Source organism: Tangfeifania sp. (assembly GCF_055108615.1).
This window is the reverse complement of record NZ_JBSQIC010000009.1, coordinates 14,592-29,076: the sequence shown is the minus strand read 5'-3', so window position 1 is coordinate 29,076 and position 14,485 is coordinate 14,592. Positions and strand designations below refer to the sequence as shown.

The window sequence follows — 14,485 nt, the reverse complement described above, 5'->3', positions numbered from 1 at the left end:
CAGGTTAATTTATATTGATTTAGGAATTATTCACAACCGAATAATTTTCAGTAAAAAAAGTAAAAAATACTGTTATTGAAAAATCTCCTGTGACATTTTTTCTGTTTTATGTTGAAAAGTATTTTCTATCTAATTTGAAACTAATTTTGGCGGAGCAAACGGATGTAATACACACCTCCGGCAGTGCTGCCTTCATGCGCCTGAAACTTTATCCGGACAGATTCTTTCCCTTCCACCATCGAATCAGGAATTTGATAGGTTACATCTTGAAATTTTGACTGGAACCACCTGCCGGTATTGTCTTCCGTAACCAGTTTTTCGTCATCGATGTATATGTCGAATTTTCGGCTACCCCATTCATATCCCCAATAGCGCACCATCAATTCCAGATTTTTTTCTCCGTTGGTTTTCAGCAGGTAACTGAAAAAGCCTCCGTTCCGGGCATCGCGGTAAAATTCGTTTAAATTGTTACCGGAACCGGAATTTTTTGTTTTCATGGAGTGGTCGGCTTCCGGCTGCTGTTCGCCGGTTGCCACATAGTCGATGGTGCGGTTTTGCAATTCCAGCATTTTCATTTCAACATTTGCCACAGAATCGAGGTAAGCCTGGTAGCCCGAATTGGACAAAACCATCCAGTACATGCTGTACCTTGCGTCGTGGATTTGGAAGAAGGGCTCCAGAGTAATTTCCTGTGCATTAACCATTTTTAAATCCGAAAGTTTGAAGGTCAACGGATTGTTGTTTACAGGTTTCAGGTTTTCTGTGATTTCAGAAATATCGCCCGCAATAATTACCGGTGCTTCGTCAATTGGCAATCTTTTGCCGTGAGCAATGTGTCCCCAGCGGCTGTCGTCGGCCACCAGTCCGGCCAGATTTTCTGTGCCGGCTTTGGCAGCAAGCAAAATGGGTCCGTGCATAAAAGCATAGTAATTCGAAACATTTGGCAGTTGTTCCAGCCGGCTTTGCATCGGAAAACTGATTTCCACCACATCACCTTTTTGCCAGGTGCGTTCAACCGGTACGTATGAAGATGGAGTTTTCTTAACCGGAAAGTCATCACCATTGACTGTTATTTTCATTTCTCCTTCTGCAACCCACCCCGGATAGCGAATTTTCACGTCAAAATGTGCCGAACCATCAGTTACCTGTAACCTGGTTTTCTCTTCAAACGGAAAATCGGTTTCCTGCCTGATTTGAATTCCTTTTTCTTTCCAGTCCAGTTCCGATGCAATAAACAGATTCAAATACAGGGAATTATCCTGGTGCGTGTAAATAAATTCATTGTACTTCCCGTGATTTTCCATTCCCGTTCCCACGCAACACCACATGCCCTCATTGGGCGCAGAATATACCCGGTAATGCCGCGGCCGTGCCGGGGTAAAATAAACATAACCGCCGTGTTCCGGATGTTGTGTGGATAAAATATGATTGAACAGCGCCTGTTCATAGTAGTCGGCAAATTGGGCTGATGGATTTGTCCGGAACAATCCTTCGCTTAATTTGAGCATGTTGTAGGTGTTGCACGATTCCGGCCCTTCTACATCCACCACATAATCGGTGCAAGCCGATGCCGCAGGAAAATGTTCGCGCCGGCTGTTGCCGCCAAATGCCAGGCTCCGGTTTTTTGTTACTGTTTCCCAGAAGAATCGGCCTGCTTTTGCATACGTTTCGTCGCTGCTCAATTCAGCAATTCGCTGAAATCCCACAGCTTTTGGAACCTGGGTGTTGGCATGCAAATTATCGAGATTATCGTGGCCTGCAGCCATTGGTTCCAGCAAAAATTTATGCGAAAACCGTTTGGCAGCAGTTAAATATTTTTCATCGTCCGAAATGGCATAAGCATCGGCAAAAACTTCATTCATGCCTCCGTGCTCTGTTCCCAGCATAACCTCCATTTCGTCATTGGAAAAACCTGAAGTAATTTCAATTCCCCAGTCGCAAAATTTCAGGAACATCTTTTTGGCCTCTTCGCTTTTTCCGTACCACCAGGCATCGCGCAAGCCGGCATACATTTTATGCAGGTTGTACCACGGCACCCACGACCTGCGGAATGCGCCCAGATTGCCTTTTTGAAAACCGGGCCAAATATTTTCGCTGTCGGGAACTCCGCCCACATACCCAACACCCCATTCCGGATTGTTTTTGGCATTGGCATCCTGGCAAGCTTTTAATTCGGTCAGCATGTAATCCATTCGCTTTTTGCACTCGGGATTGCCGGTTGCTGCGTAATTCATCGCCATGGCCGACAGGTAGTGCCCGCCAATATGACCATCCAGTCCTATCCAGTTTTCGTAGCTTTCAGCTTTGGGTTTCAGGCCTGCTTCCTTGCGGTAAGGTGCCAGTAAGCGGTCAACATTGTATTTTAAAAGATGCTGAATATTCAGATCACGGGCATGTTTGAAAGGGCCATCCAGCAAAACCACATCTGCCGGGTAAAAAATATTGGAGTAGTTTTGGCCATTTGAAATGGTTGAATTGCCAATACATGTTATGAAAACCAATATAGAAAACAGGAAATTCTTCATAACTTGAAATTTAATACTTATTCATTAAAAATACGCTAAATCAACTGCCTTACCAAACTTTAAAAAACGTAAAAATTACTGTTAAAAAGAAATTTTTTCAACCTATTTAAAAACATGTGGAAAGCTCACAGAAATACTCCTATCAAAACATTTATCACATTAAAAGATGAAACCTAAATTTATGTGTATTTGGACAATCTGACTGAAATAAATTAACTTGCGCAGATGTATCAGGTACTTAAACGAACTGAATGATGAATAAATCAGGATTTTTCTTACTTCTGGGAGTTTTGTTTTCTACCCTTTTATCTGCTCAATTTTCGCAGCAATACCGCGACAGTATTAACCGATTGAGTAATGCCGATCACCAACTGATGATGCAAAAACTGGGCATTTCCCAATTGCGTCAGGGGCCGTCGGGAAATCCGGAAGCACCCAATTCCGCAATTTTTGATGAAACCAAAGTGCAGCCCTACTTTTTGCCCAATCCGCTGGTTTTTAATAGTGGTGAAAAAGTAACAACTCCGCAGCAATGGGAAAACCGCCGCACCGAAATTTTCGAGCTGTTCGACCGCGAAATTTACGGCAGACTACCGCAAAATATTCCCGGAGTAACCTGGGAAATAATCAGCATAAAAGATACCATGGACGGTGACTTTCCGTTGACCATAAAGCATTTGAAAGGGATTGTCGATAATTCTTCCTATCCTGAAATTGAAGTTGAAATTGATTTAATCGTTGGAACGCCGACAAAAATCCAGCACCCGGTTCCCCTGATAATGGAGTTCGGTTTTAACTGGCCTGCCGGATTTGGAAGAAACCAAAACGAGGATGAACTCACCTGGAAACAGCAATTGCTTCAAAAAGGCTGGGGCTATGCCATTATTGTTCCTGTAAGTGTTCAGGCCGACAACGGAGCCGGATTGCGCCAGGGAGTTATCGGGTTGGTGAATGAAGGGGAACCCCGCAAACCCGACGACTGGGGAGCACTCCGCGCCTGGTCCTGGGGTGCCAGTCGCGCTGTCGATTATTTTGAAACCGATAACGAGGTGGATGAAACCCGAATCGGAATTGAAGGACTTTCACGCTACGGAAAAGCTGCGCTGGTTGCAATGGCATACGAACCGCGCATTGCCATTGGTTTTATTGGTTCATCGGGAGCCGGCGGGGCAAAAATACTGCACCGGGTTTTTGGCGAGCAGGTGGAAAATCTGGCCAGTTCAGCTGAATATCATTGGTTTGCAGGTAATTTTATAAAATATGCCGGTCCGCTCACCCAGGAAGATTTACCGGTGGATGCGCATCAATTGATAGCTTTATGTGCACCACGACCGGTTTTTATCAGCTCGGGTTCGGCGACAGTTGAAGGTCAGTGGGTGGATGCCAAAGGCATGTTTCTCGGTGGTGCCATGGCCGGACCGGTTTATGAGTTGCTGGGAAAAAAAAGTATGCGCACCATGTTGTTCCCGCCGCAGGAAACACTGGTGGATGGCGAAGTGGCTTTCCGGCAGCACGAAGGCGGCCACACCAATAAACCCAACTGGCCGTGGTTTATACGTTTTGCTGAACGATATTTCGAAAAATAAAGTTTCATTTCAAAAAAAAACCTCCTCCGAATGACCAGAGAAGGCTGTAAGAATTGTATATCCTTATTTTAATTAGTAATCACATTGTTGTTACCTGCGTCGTGAACTTCCTCTTGATGAGCTTCTTGAGCTGCTACTTTTTACAGAGGGCGAAGAACTTCTGCTTACTGTCGGAGCCGAGCGGCGGGAAGTATTCCGCGAAGTACTCACTTTAGGAGCTGACTGACGAGCCGAACTCCTTGAAGTGCTTACTTTTGGTGCCGATTTGGTTTTTGGTGCACGCTGCCGTGTAACCGAAGGTGCTGACTTTCTGGAAACACTATTGGTGGAACGGCTCACAGCCGAACGTTTCGTATTGTTTCCAGAGGAAAACGTAGCAGATTTTCTGGGCGTGCTGATCCTCGTCTGTCTTGTAACTGCCGGCCGTTTTGAAGTATTTGACGATGAACTGCGAACAGATCTGTTGGTGCTTCTGACGGTTGCAGATTTTCTTTCAGCGCTGTTCCGTTGGTTTACGGCCGTATTGTTTCTTTGTCTGGCCGAAGCCCTGACAGCCGAACGGTTTTCGGTATTGTTTTGAGTGTTTGCACGTACTCTTCTGGCCGTGGAAGTGCTGGCTGCCCTGGTTCTTCCATTTGCAGAATTTCTGTATGAAGTGGAATTTCTGCCTGAATTTTTTCGGGCATAAAGCACTTCTCCCCTTTTTTTCAAATCCGGACGGGAATAGGTTTTTTTGTAATCGCCTTTGTTAATGTTTACAGTTATCCTCGGCGAATAAGTCCTGATATTGGTATAGTAATGATTTTTATACCGCGGATAACGGTAATGTTTCCAGTGGCGGTAATGCGCGTGGTAATGATGATAGTAGTGAGAGTGATATCCGTAGTAGGTGTGCCAGTAGAACGGACGCCACGGGTTCCAGTAAACCGGCCTGTAACCCCAGTACCACGATGAACGCCAGACAGTGTAAGAAGGAAGGTAGATATACCGAATTACCGGCCACTCTGCAACCTGATAAGTGTTGGTATGAACAACTGTAACATTTTTTCCAGCCCGTGTGTTGCCAACATAACCCGGGTTTGGAGTTGCCCCGTTTTCAGCATAATAGGGCTCTACAATGTAGTTTTTGCCATAAAGCAGCTCGTCGCCAATCAGCTGCACCTGAACGGAACCGTCGTTAAACTGCTGAACAGTAAAAACAGCAACGTCTTGTGTCTCGTTTGGGTTGATTGCAACGCGTAAAACAATGTTGTGAACGTTCCCGTCAACATAATCATACACCATAATGTAATCGACCAGGTTGTCGCCATTCAGGTCGAGGTTATTCACCATAGTGTTTTCATCATTGAGATTTTTTTCAAATTCCTCAAGGGTTTCTGATTCCTGGAAGAGTTTCATTACTGCATAGAGATTTAAATTATCACCTGGCAAACCCAGATATTCATCCGGATAATTTTGTGCCCCGGCTATGCTCCAGCCTGCTGTCAGCAGCGCGATGATTGATGTGATTACTAAATTTTTCATGACTTTTAAATTTTAGTGAAGGATCATCTCTTCACTCGTAAAATGCAAAAGCCATACCAGTTTACCTTTCTATGGGCTAATATGCTGAAATTGAAAAAATTAATAGTTTTGGTATTTTGGGGCAAACTACTTAATTCTTTAATAGTTGGTGTTTTTGGCAGGCCGGTTTTAGCGAACTAAAATATTTCCAAACCAAATGCACGATTCATTGTTATGTACACAGGAACAATAAATTTAATTGAGTATGAAAAAAATATCAAAACTTTTAACAACGGCACTATTTATAAGTGTGCTGAGTTTTTCAGCATTTGAATCGAAAGCGCATTGCGAAATCCCTTGTGGAATTTATGGCGACTCCGTGCGTATTGCCCTGATTTACGAACACATTGAGACAGTGGAAAAATCGATGAACATGATTAACGAGCTGTCGGAACAGGAAAACCCGGATTATAACCAGTTGGTTCGCTGGGTGGTGAATAAAGAAGAGCACGCCAAAAAAATTCAGGACGTTGTGAGCCAGTATTTCCTTCACCAGCGGATTAAACCTGTTGAAGCGAATAATGAAGAAGCTTACAAGAAGTATCAGAAACAACTCGAGGTACTTCACCATATCCTGGTATTTGCCATGAAAAGCAAGCAGTCAACAGATTTAGGTGTAATTGACACGCTGCGTGCAAAAGTTCATGATTTTGAAAACCTGTATTTTCATAGTCACGATCATTAATTTTTCATAAACTACCAAAAAAAGAGGGTTTTGATTTTTTTCAAAGCCCTTTTTTATTTTTATTTGCCTCATTCGTGTTTTTAGTTCATTTAGTTGGGATTCGGATTCAAAAATATTGAAGTTTAATCTGAACTTTTTTCATTTTTTTGAAAATTTATGAATAGTCCAGGTTAATATCTATTTTTGTTCAGATTAAGAAATACAAGAAAACTCGTTTGTTATGGCAAAATTGACCGGCTCCCGCAATATTCTAATAACCCTGGGAATAATCCTGTTTTTTATTGTTTTGGCCTATGCGTACCTGTCGCCCCTGATTGAAGGAAAGGTTTTGCAAATGCCCGACATTGAACATCACAAGGGCATGGCAAAAGAACTGGCCGATTACCGTGAAGAAACCGGCGAAGAAGCTATCTGGACCAACAGCATGTTTAGCGGAATGCCCGGTTACATGATTTCGGTAATTTATCCCGGCAATTTATCCCGTTATATTACAAGGCCAATCCGCCAGATTTTTTCAACTGCCTCATTTCTGATACTGTACCTGATTGGCTTTTTTATATTATTAAGAAGTTTAAAAATTAACCGCTGGCTGAGCGTGGCCGGTGCCATTGCTTTTGCCTTTTCATCCTATTTTTTGATAATTCTTGGGGCAGGGCACATGTCGAAAGCCAATGCCATTGCCTGGCTGGCACCGGTTGTTGCCGGGGTGTTGCTTGCATTCAGGGGAAAGCCGGTTGCCGGAACGTTGCTGTTTGCAGCCGCTTTTTCGTTTGAATTGCTGAGCGGGCACCTGCAAATAACTTATTACGGCTTTTTATTAATTGCTGTTTATGGTCTGGTAGAATTGGTTTTTGCCATTCGTGAAAAAACTTTGTCTTCATTTTTCAAAGCCTTTTTGTTCCTTTTGGCAGGAGCTGTTGTGGCAATTGGAATGAATTTTTCAAGGCTCTACACTTCCTGGGAATATTCAAAAGAAACTATTCGCGGACCGTCGGAGCTGACTTCCAACAATGAGAACAAAACCAGCGGTCTCGATAAAGATTACGTGGTGCAATGGAGCTACGGAATTGATGAAACACTCACTTTGCTCATTCCAAATTTTAAAGGTGGCGGCAGCCAGATTAATCCGGGCACCGATTCCGAAAGTTTTCAGGCATTGAGAAAGCAGGGCGTTCAAAACCCACGGCAGACCATTCAGGCTGTCAGCATGTATCACGGCGAACAGCCCGGCACATCGGGCCCGGTTTACGTGGGCGCAATTGTTGTTTTGCTTTTCCTTTTGGGATTGTTTGTAGTTAAAGGACCAATAAAATGGTGGCTGGCATTGGCAACCGTGCTTTCCATTGTCCTGTCGTGGGGTGGAAATATTATGTGGCTTACCAGTTTTTTACTCGATTACCTGCCTTTTTACAATAAATTCAGGGCACCGAGCATGACACTGGTAATTGCCGAGTTTACCATGCCGCTGCTCGGTTTTATTGCTTTAAATGATATTATTTCGGGCAAAGTGGACAAGAGAGAGTGGTTGAACGGGCTGAAATGGTCGGTTATTATTGCCGGCGGACTTTCGTTGCTGCTGGCCGTTTTGCCGGGCATTTCGGGTAATTTTACCAATGCCACCGATTCCATGCGTTTTCCCGACTGGCTCATGGAAAGTGTGATTGCCGACCGGAAAAATATGTTGCGCTCCGATGCTTTCCGTTCATTTATTTTTATTGTACTGGCAGCCGGAGCAATCTACCTGTGGCACATCAAAAAAATTAAAACCACACCGTTGATAGCTGTAGTCGGAATTTTAATTCTAATCGACTTGTGGTCAGTGGACAAACGTTACCTGAACAACGATCATTTTGTGCCAAAAAGACAAGCTGAAAACCCGTTTCAGATGATGCCTGCCGATGAGGCCATTTTGCAGGATGACGATTTGTATTTCCGGGTTCTGCCATTGCAAAATCCTTTTCAGGATGCAAGAAGTTCGTATTTCCATAAAAATGTTGGTGGTTATCACGCGGCCAAACTGCGCCGCTATCAGGATCTGATCGACCATCATCTACAGCCGGAAATTCAGCAAATGATTAGCGGTTTTCAGAACGGTACTGCCATGGATTCTGTTTTCAGGGAGCTTCCGGCAATAAACATGCTCAATACCCGCTACGTGATTTACGATTTAAACCAGTCGCCGGTTCGCAACCCAATGCCGCTGGGGAATGCGTGGTTTGTACCAGAGTTTAAGGTGGTGGGAAATGCCGACGACGAGATTAAGTCCATGGATAATTTCGATCCGGCAGAAACAGCCATTATCGACCAACGTTTTTCTGACCACGTGGCCGGAAAATCATTCAGCAAAGATAATAATGGCAAGATTGAACTCACGCAATACCAGCCCAATTACCTGAAATATGACTACTCGGCGGTTAGTGAACAATTCACGGTGTTTTCCGAAATTTATTATGAAAATGGCTGGAATGCTTACATCGATGGCGAGCCCGCGCCTCATTTCCGGGTAAATTATGTGTTGAGGGCAATGCTAATTCCGGCCGGAAATCATACCATTGAGTTTAAGTTTGAGCCGAAATCGTATTACATTGGCAATAAAGTTTCGCTGGCCAGTTCAATCTTGTTGATTCTTGCAATAGCAGGTTATGGGTTTGCCCGGTTCCGGAAAAGAAAGTCAGAAGCTACGTAATCAGAAAAATGAAAATTGTTTTTTTGAATGAAAAACAACAGGCTTTCCATTGAATTTTTTCAGCGCGATGTGTTGCAGGTAGCTCCTGATTTGCTGGGGAAAATCCTCGTTCGTAAATTCAGTAATGGAGCTATTGAGCGGTTTGCCATTATCGAAGTTGAAGCCTACAGCGGCAACGGCGACCGGGCCTGCCACGCCAGCCGGGGAAAAACCCCGCGCACCGAAGTGATGTTCCGCGAAGGCGGACTGGTGTATGTTTATCTTGTTTACGGAATTCACTGGCTGCTGAATATTGTTACCGGCAACCAAGGTGACGCTTCAGCCGTATTAATTCGCGGAATTGAAGGCGTTCCGGGGCCGGGCAGAGTTGGGAAAACGCTTCAGCTCGACAAATCGTTTTACGGGGAAGATTTGGCTGATTCAACCCGGATTTGGATAGAAGATGCAGGCAACAAAGTACAATACAAAACAGCACCGCGCGTGGGAGTTGATTACGCAGGGAAGCATTGGGCCAGCAAGCCCTGGAGGTTTATTTTAACTGATTAAATCTTATTTTTTGGCTGCTCCCCGAATTATAATTTTTTCACCCATTATTTCCACTTCGTCGCCATCGCGGAGTTTTGCCCGTTTCCTGAATTCAGGCTGGCCATTCAGGGAAATTTCGCCTTCTCCGACCAAAATTTTAGCATGGCCGCCGGTTTCGGCAAACCCAAGCCGTTTGAGTAGTTTTAGCAGCTCAATGTATTCTTTTTTCAGTTGAAATTCCTGCATTATAAATTGAGTTTACGTTTGATTTTTTTCGGGATGGCATCTTTATGCACTAAAATGGCAATGGTCTTCAGCTTCACGTAATCTTCAGTCATGTGCAGGTACCCGTCAAAATCGTTACTGTCGGGGCCCCACGAGTTTTTGGTGTAGAAAGCCGTTTCACCATTTTCGTTTTTCGAAAGTCCGACAATGTGCATCAGATGATCGTCGGTAGTGGTGCGGTTATAAAACGTTTCCTGCCGGAGCTGCTGATTCACTTTCCCTTTTTGCTTCTCAGGCAAATCGGCTGTTCCATTGCTGTGGGAAAATGTTTTTTCGCTGGTATCGCCGTCCCAGCAAAAGGTGTAGCCGCTTTCAAGTGAATTGTACATCACTTCCATCAAATCATCGATGGGCAGGTTGTAATAAAGTGCATGCGACCAGTTATCGGGTATTTCCAGGACAATCGGTTGGTAAAACGGGTGATGCGAAAAAGAGGTGAGCTCTACGTAATCGTCCGGATCAATTTCGTATTCATCACGGAATTTCAAAGGAGAAAGCCTGCCTTTTTCTGACTTAAACTTGTTGGGCACACGGCCAATGTGTTCTTTCAGTATTGATTCGTACGACTTTAAACCGGCAAGGTCAAAATCTTTTCTCTTTTTATTCAGGCTTGTAACCTCCGTTTCAAGTTCATTTACCAGATTGCGGTGGCGGTACCGGCCGTCGTCGGTTTTTCCCGGGAAGGCTCCCTGCGAAACCATGCCGTATTCGCGCAACACATCGATTACATCGTGAGCCTGTCCGCCCTGCCCGAAATTGTTGTTACCATGGTAAAGCAGGTATTTTTTTGCTTTGTTTTTGTAAGTGTAATACACAAAAAACATTTCCGACAAATCGGTTTGCGGAAACCCTTTTCGCATAATTTCAGATTCGAGAAAACTGGTGGTGGCGAAACTCCAGCAGGTGCCGGTGCTTCCCTGGCTGATTACCGGGGTGTGCTCCAGCTCTTTTTCAATGGTAAACGAACCCGGGTTTTTTATGGCTTGTGCAGTAAATGCAGCAAGCGATAGGGAAATGAATAGTAGTGTTATATTCTTCATGTCAGATATTTAAGTTGAACTCTTCTTTTTTCTTTTTGGGAAGGCTTTTGGCTACCAAATTATACGATGTGCCGATGAATTCATAAATCAGTTTATCAGGTATTGAACCATCAATATCAATGGTATTCCAGTGCTTTTTGTTCATGTGAAAACCCGGTTTTACGGCCGGAAACTGCTCACGCAGTTCCGTGTTCTTTTCAGGAAGGTTTTTCAGGGCCACATGCAAATCGTCTTCCAGGTCGGTTAGACAGAACATTTTACCTGCCACTTTAAAAACCAGCGTGGTTTCATCAAAAGGAAACTCCTCGGTTACCCCTTTTTTAGCTATGCAATATTCCCTGAGCTCCTCAATGTTCATCGAATAAATTTTTCTTAAAAATAGAATTTTTTTGAGAATGTGCGGAAATGACTTCAGAGTGTGGGGTAAAACGCATCTTTAAAGTGCTCGAGTTCAAAATCCTGTCCGAAAAAAATGACCGTAATCACATCGAACCGGGTTTCGTAATCCAAATCTTTTTCGAGAATATAGGCATCGGCAGCTTCCACAATCCGTTTCATTTTGGCATTGGTAACCGCTTCCGAGGGATGTTCGTAGCGCAGTCCGTTCCGCGATTTCACTTCCACAATTACCAGTTCATCGCCGTCGCGGGCAATAATATCCAGTTCCAGGTGACCGTGGTACCAGTTGGTGTCCCGGATTTCGTAACCCTGACTTTGCAAATAGTTTTTTGCATGCAATTCTGCCAGTTCCCCTATTTCGCGCTGTGAAACCATTATTTTGTTTAAAGTTTAAGGTTCAAAGTTTAAAGTAATTTTAGTTGTGATTGTTCTCCGGTTACTTCAAGCTCCCATTTTTTGCCAAACAGCAGGGCCAGGTTTTTGCCGTTATGCCCCGCCGGAAAATCGTAACAAACAGGATAATCGTATTCATCAACTGCATCGGCAATTATTTCATGAATGGTTTTTCCGAACGGCGATTCATTGTCTTTCATATCGGTGAAATTTCCCAGTACCAGCCCGGCCAGGTTGTCGAGTTTTCCGCTCAGTTTTAGTTGGTATATCATGCGGTCGGTGTGGTAAAGGTATTCATCGATGTCTTCGAGAAAAAGGATTTTACCGTCTGTGTCCAGTTCACAACTGGTTCCCTGCATGCTCGAAATAACAGAAAGGTTTCCGCCCACCAGTTCGCCTGTCGCTTTCCCGTTTCGGTCTTCTTTGGCGGCAGAAACAACGTACGAGGCTTTATTTCCTATAAGTAAATGAATCAGCGAATACAGGTTTTCGTTGGGTTGCCCGTTTTTTTCGAAAAAATAACGGGGCATGGCTCCATGAATAGTGGCAATTCTATGGCTGTTCAGGCAGGAGTGCAAAATGGTGATGTCACTGAAGCCCACCATCCATTTAGGGTTTCTCAGAAGCCCGTTGTAACTGAGGTTGCTAATGATGCGCACGGTTCCGTAGCCTCCCCGCGAACAGATAATAGCTGAAGTCTCGGGATCGTCGAGTGCTGTTTGCAAATCTTCTAACCGTTGTTGATCGGTTCCGGCAAACTGGTAGTGCGTGGCGAAAACGTGTTTCCCCAGTTCCACGCGGTAACCTTGCTTGCGCAGCCAGTCAACCGCGGGCAACACATATTTCTCCTTCACTTTTCCGGCAGGCGAAACGATGCGGATTTTATCTTCTTTTTTTAATGCAGGCGGAACAATCATACTTCTGTTTTAATTCAAAGTTACTTCAATTTTTGCAGAATAAACCTGCTGCGGATCATTCCTTTGGGTGAGCGACTGCCAAATTTGTGCGATGTTACGTTTTGGAACATCGTGGTAAATTATTTCGTCGTTGTATTTCACTTTTACTTTTTCGTCCAGATCAACCATTTTATCATTCAGGTTGATAAGGAGTGTATCTGCCAGTTCGGCTTTTTTGATGGTAATGGTTTGACCATCTCGATTGGCTACCACCAGCGCATCTTTTACAGCTTCATTTTCAGGAACGACCAGCCAGTAGAAATGGTTGTGAGTTACGCTGCTTTGTTTCCAAACCACCTTTTCAGGATACGGATTGCGGTTAAATTGCGCCATCCATTCAATCGCAACCGTGTCTTTTCGCTGCATCCAGTGGCCCATATTTTCATGAATTAACTTGAACGGCAACAAAATTAGGCATTTGAAACAATTTTGAAATTTTTTTAGAAAGTTTATGAGTTTATAAAAAATTGAAAAATCACACCAACACCTCGTACAACTCCTCCACGCTTTCAACCAAATAATCAGGCCCGGCTTTTTCGAGGTCTTCTTTTTTCCCAAATCCGTAAGTGACTGCAATCGTTGATAAACCGTTTTCTTTGCCACCTTCAATATCGAAAAGCGTGTCGCCAATCATCACAATGTCTTTTGACGACGGCAGTTGCCTCGATTCCAGCAAGTGCGAAATAATGGTGGCTTTGGTGGCATGTTCCCCTTTGTAATCGGCACCTTTTAGCTGAACAATGTATTTGTTAAACCCGAAATGTTCGCTGATTTGCAGGGCAAACTTCTCCAGTTTCGACGTGGCAATGTACAAATGTTTTCCGGCGAAATGCAATTCTTCCAGCATTTCAAAAATGCCCGGATATGGATCGTTTTCCAGCAAACCGTGTACAGAGTAATACTCCCTGAAATATTCCACGGCCAGCTCTGTGTTCCGTTCATTCAATCCAAACAAATTTCGGAACCCCCACTGCAGTGGCGGACCGATAAATTGTTTGGGCACTATTCCATCAAAATCGTCGATTTGCATTTTATCGAGCGCGTACCTCACCGAGCTTTCAATTCCGCGGGTGTTGTCGGTCAGCGTGCCGTCCAGGTCGAATATGATGTGGGAAAATTTGTTCATGCCCGCAAAGATATAAAAACCGAGGAATACATTTTTTTAGTATTTTTGAGTAAATTAAAATGATATGACTTTCGAAACAATTCACATAAAAAACCGGAAGGGATTTCAGGCAATAAATATCCCGGAGAAAATGAGGATAAACGATGACAAAGTTTATCTTAAAAAAGTGGGACATACCCTGCAAATTATCCCATTTCACAATCCCTGGCAAAATTTAATGGAGAGTCTGGATTTATTCACTCCTGATTTTATGGAGAATAGGGAACAGCCATCTCATCAAACCCGGGAATCATTTGACTAATGGAATATTTGCTCGATACAAATATCTGCATTTATATCATTAAGAAGAAACCTGAAAAAGTATTCAAAAAATTCAGAAGTATTTCTTTTGGTTCTATTGGTATATCTTCAATAACCCTGGCCGAGCTTCAGTATGGTGTAATGAAAAGTTCCAATCCGGGGAAAAACCAGGAAGCATTAGAAAGATTTATTACCCCGCTTCAAATTTTTGATTTTGGTTTTGACCAGGCATTTGTTTATGGGAAAATCAGAGCGGAATTGGAAAGAAAAGGAACGCCAATTGGCCCTTTGGATACTTTAATTGCTTCTCATGCAGTTAGTTTAGATTTAATATTGGTGACCAATAATATGCGGGAATTTAAAAGAATTCCGGATTTACAATTGGAAAACTGGATTGAATAAACCCTGTTTTGAAA

Annotated in this window: 15 protein-coding genes; 6 read left to right on the top strand and 9 right to left on the bottom strand. The window is 43.6% G+C overall.

The genetic code is table 11. The features are described 5' to 3' along the window. Positions 1–140: 140 nt before the first annotated feature. The gene (locus ACTCNA_RS03560; protein WP_462946519.1) at positions 141–2,525 is read right to left on the bottom strand and encodes a glycoside hydrolase family 127 protein; all 2,385 of its coding nucleotides are present in this window, start codon (positions 2,523–2,525) and stop codon (positions 141–143) included. Positions 2,526–2,776: 251 nt separating this feature from the next. Here ACTCNA_RS03560 and ACTCNA_RS03555 point away from each other — a divergent pair, with 251 nt between their 5' ends. After that, positions 2,777–4,111 (top strand): glucuronyl esterase domain-containing protein, encoded by a 1,335-nt coding sequence (locus ACTCNA_RS03555; RefSeq protein ID WP_462946518.1) that lies wholly within the window; start codon positions 2,777–2,779, stop codon positions 4,109–4,111. Positions 4,112–4,201: 90 nt separating this feature from the next. Here ACTCNA_RS03555 and ACTCNA_RS03550 read toward each other — a convergent pair whose 3' ends face one another. Continuing rightward, a complete protein-coding gene (locus ACTCNA_RS03550) occupies positions 4,202–5,635 on the bottom strand; it encodes a hypothetical protein (RefSeq protein ID WP_462946517.1) in 1,434 nt (477 codons plus the stop codon). A gap of 244 nt (positions 5,636–5,879) precedes the next feature. Between ACTCNA_RS03550 and ACTCNA_RS03545 the strand changes: the two genes are divergently transcribed. The 3 genes from ACTCNA_RS03545 to ACTCNA_RS03535 all read left to right on the top strand — a co-directional run bounded on the left by ACTCNA_RS03545 (position 5,880) and on the right by ACTCNA_RS03535 (position 9,591). Continuing rightward, positions 5,880–6,359 (top strand): superoxide dismutase [Ni], encoded by a 480-nt coding sequence (locus tag ACTCNA_RS03545; protein ID WP_462946516.1) that lies wholly within the window; start codon positions 5,880–5,882, stop codon positions 6,357–6,359. A gap of 220 nt (positions 6,360–6,579) precedes the next feature. Further along, positions 6,580–9,045: a YfhO family protein gene (locus ACTCNA_RS03540; protein WP_462946515.1), complete on the top strand. Its 2,466-nt coding sequence runs from the start codon at positions 6,580–6,582 to the stop codon at positions 9,043–9,045. Between the two features lie 27 nt (positions 9,046–9,072). Then, complete coding sequence (locus ACTCNA_RS03535; protein WP_462946514.1) at positions 9,073–9,591, top strand: DNA-3-methyladenine glycosylase; 519 nt, start codon at positions 9,073–9,075, stop codon at positions 9,589–9,591. A gap of 3 nt (positions 9,592–9,594) precedes the next feature. On the opposite strand, the gene ACTCNA_RS03530 is transcribed toward ACTCNA_RS03535, so the two are convergent. The 7 genes from ACTCNA_RS03530 to ACTCNA_RS03500 all read right to left on the bottom strand — a co-directional run bounded on the left by ACTCNA_RS03530 (position 9,595) and on the right by ACTCNA_RS03500 (position 13,769). Continuing rightward, positions 9,595–9,816, bottom strand: a complete 222-nt coding sequence (locus ACTCNA_RS03530; protein WP_462946513.1) for an RNA-binding S4 domain-containing protein — start codon at positions 9,814–9,816, stop codon at positions 9,595–9,597. Next, positions 9,816–10,895: a C1 family peptidase gene (locus tag ACTCNA_RS03525; protein ID WP_462946512.1), complete on the bottom strand. Its 1,080-nt coding sequence runs from the start codon at positions 10,893–10,895 to the stop codon at positions 9,816–9,818. Before ACTCNA_RS03525 ends, ACTCNA_RS03530 begins: the two co-directional genes overlap by 1 nt. Position 10,896: 1 nt before the next feature. Then, positions 10,897–11,253, bottom strand: a complete 357-nt coding sequence (locus ACTCNA_RS03520; RefSeq protein WP_462946511.1) for an MmcQ/YjbR family DNA-binding protein — start codon at positions 11,251–11,253, stop codon at positions 10,897–10,899. A 53-nt stretch (positions 11,254–11,306) separates the two neighbouring features. After that, positions 11,307–11,669 (bottom strand): YraN family protein, encoded by a 363-nt coding sequence (locus tag ACTCNA_RS03515; protein ID WP_462946510.1) that lies wholly within the window; start codon positions 11,667–11,669, stop codon positions 11,307–11,309. A 29-nt stretch (positions 11,670–11,698) separates the two neighbouring features. Continuing rightward, positions 11,699–12,604: a S66 peptidase family protein gene (locus tag ACTCNA_RS03510; RefSeq protein WP_462946509.1), complete on the bottom strand. Its 906-nt coding sequence runs from the start codon at positions 12,602–12,604 to the stop codon at positions 11,699–11,701. A 9-nt stretch (positions 12,605–12,613) separates the two neighbouring features. Beyond that, positions 12,614–13,009, bottom strand: coding sequence for a hypothetical protein (locus tag ACTCNA_RS03505; protein ID WP_462946508.1), 396 nt, complete (start codon positions 13,007–13,009; stop codon positions 12,614–12,616). Between the two features lie 109 nt (positions 13,010–13,118). After that, entirely contained in the window at positions 13,119–13,769 is a 651-nt protein-coding gene (locus ACTCNA_RS03500) for an HAD hydrolase-like protein (protein ID WP_462946507.1), read from the bottom strand. 64 nt (positions 13,770–13,833) lie between these two features. Here ACTCNA_RS03500 and ACTCNA_RS03495 point away from each other — a divergent pair, with 64 nt between their 5' ends. Both ACTCNA_RS03495 and vapC read left to right on the top strand, forming a co-directional pair. After that, entirely contained in the window at positions 13,834–14,070 is a 237-nt protein-coding gene (locus tag ACTCNA_RS03495) for an antitoxin (protein WP_462946506.1), read from the top strand. Next, on the top strand, positions 14,070–14,471 hold the full coding sequence (gene vapC / locus ACTCNA_RS03490) for a type II toxin-antitoxin system tRNA(fMet)-specific endonuclease VapC (protein WP_462946505.1): 402 nt from the start codon (positions 14,070–14,072) through the stop codon (positions 14,469–14,471). Before ACTCNA_RS03495 ends, vapC begins: the two co-directional genes overlap by 1 nt. Positions 14,472–14,485 lie beyond the last annotated feature (14 nt).

What these genes read in the sequence shown, in the direction of transcription:
- ACTCNA_RS03560 (WP_462946519.1), bottom strand. Translation starts at nt 2,525, where the DNA reads ATGAAGAATTTCCTGTTTTCTATATTGGTTTTCATAACATGTATTGGC.
- ACTCNA_RS03555 (WP_462946518.1), top strand. Translation starts at nt 2,777, where the DNA reads ATGATGAATAAATCAGGATTTTTCTTACTTCTGGGAGTTTTGTTTTCT.
- ACTCNA_RS03550 (WP_462946517.1), bottom strand. Translation starts at nt 5,635, where the DNA reads ATGAAAAATTTAGTAATCACATCAATCATCGCGCTGCTGACAGCAGGC.
- ACTCNA_RS03545 (WP_462946516.1), top strand. Translation starts at nt 5,880, where the DNA reads ATGAAAAAAATATCAAAACTTTTAACAACGGCACTATTTATAAGTGTG.
- ACTCNA_RS03540 (WP_462946515.1), top strand. Translation starts at nt 6,580, where the DNA reads ATGGCAAAATTGACCGGCTCCCGCAATATTCTAATAACCCTGGGAATA.
- ACTCNA_RS03535 (WP_462946514.1), top strand. Translation starts at nt 9,073, where the DNA reads ATGAAAAACAACAGGCTTTCCATTGAATTTTTTCAGCGCGATGTGTTG.
- ACTCNA_RS03530 (WP_462946513.1), bottom strand. Translation starts at nt 9,816, where the DNA reads ATGCAGGAATTTCAACTGAAAAAAGAATACATTGAGCTGCTAAAACTA.
- ACTCNA_RS03525 (WP_462946512.1), bottom strand. Translation starts at nt 10,895, where the DNA reads ATGAAGAATATAACACTACTATTCATTTCCCTATCGCTTGCTGCATTT.
- ACTCNA_RS03520 (WP_462946511.1), bottom strand. Translation starts at nt 11,253, where the DNA reads ATGAACATTGAGGAGCTCAGGGAATATTGCATAGCTAAAAAAGGGGTA.
- ACTCNA_RS03515 (WP_462946510.1), bottom strand. Translation starts at nt 11,669, where the DNA reads ATGGTTTCACAGCGCGAAATAGGGGAACTGGCAGAATTGCATGCAAAA.
- ACTCNA_RS03510 (WP_462946509.1), bottom strand. Translation starts at nt 12,604, where the DNA reads ATGATTGTTCCGCCTGCATTAAAAAAAGAAGATAAAATCCGCATCGTT.
- ACTCNA_RS03505 (WP_462946508.1), bottom strand. Translation starts at nt 13,009, where the DNA reads ATGCAGCGAAAAGACACGGTTGCGATTGAATGGATGGCGCAATTTAAC.
- ACTCNA_RS03500 (WP_462946507.1), bottom strand. Translation starts at nt 13,769, where the DNA reads ATGAACAAATTTTCCCACATCATATTCGACCTGGACGGCACGCTGACC.
- ACTCNA_RS03495 (WP_462946506.1), top strand. Translation starts at nt 13,834, where the DNA reads ATGACTTTCGAAACAATTCACATAAAAAACCGGAAGGGATTTCAGGCA.
- vapC (WP_462946505.1), top strand. Translation starts at nt 14,070, where the DNA reads ATGGAATATTTGCTCGATACAAATATCTGCATTTATATCATTAAGAAG.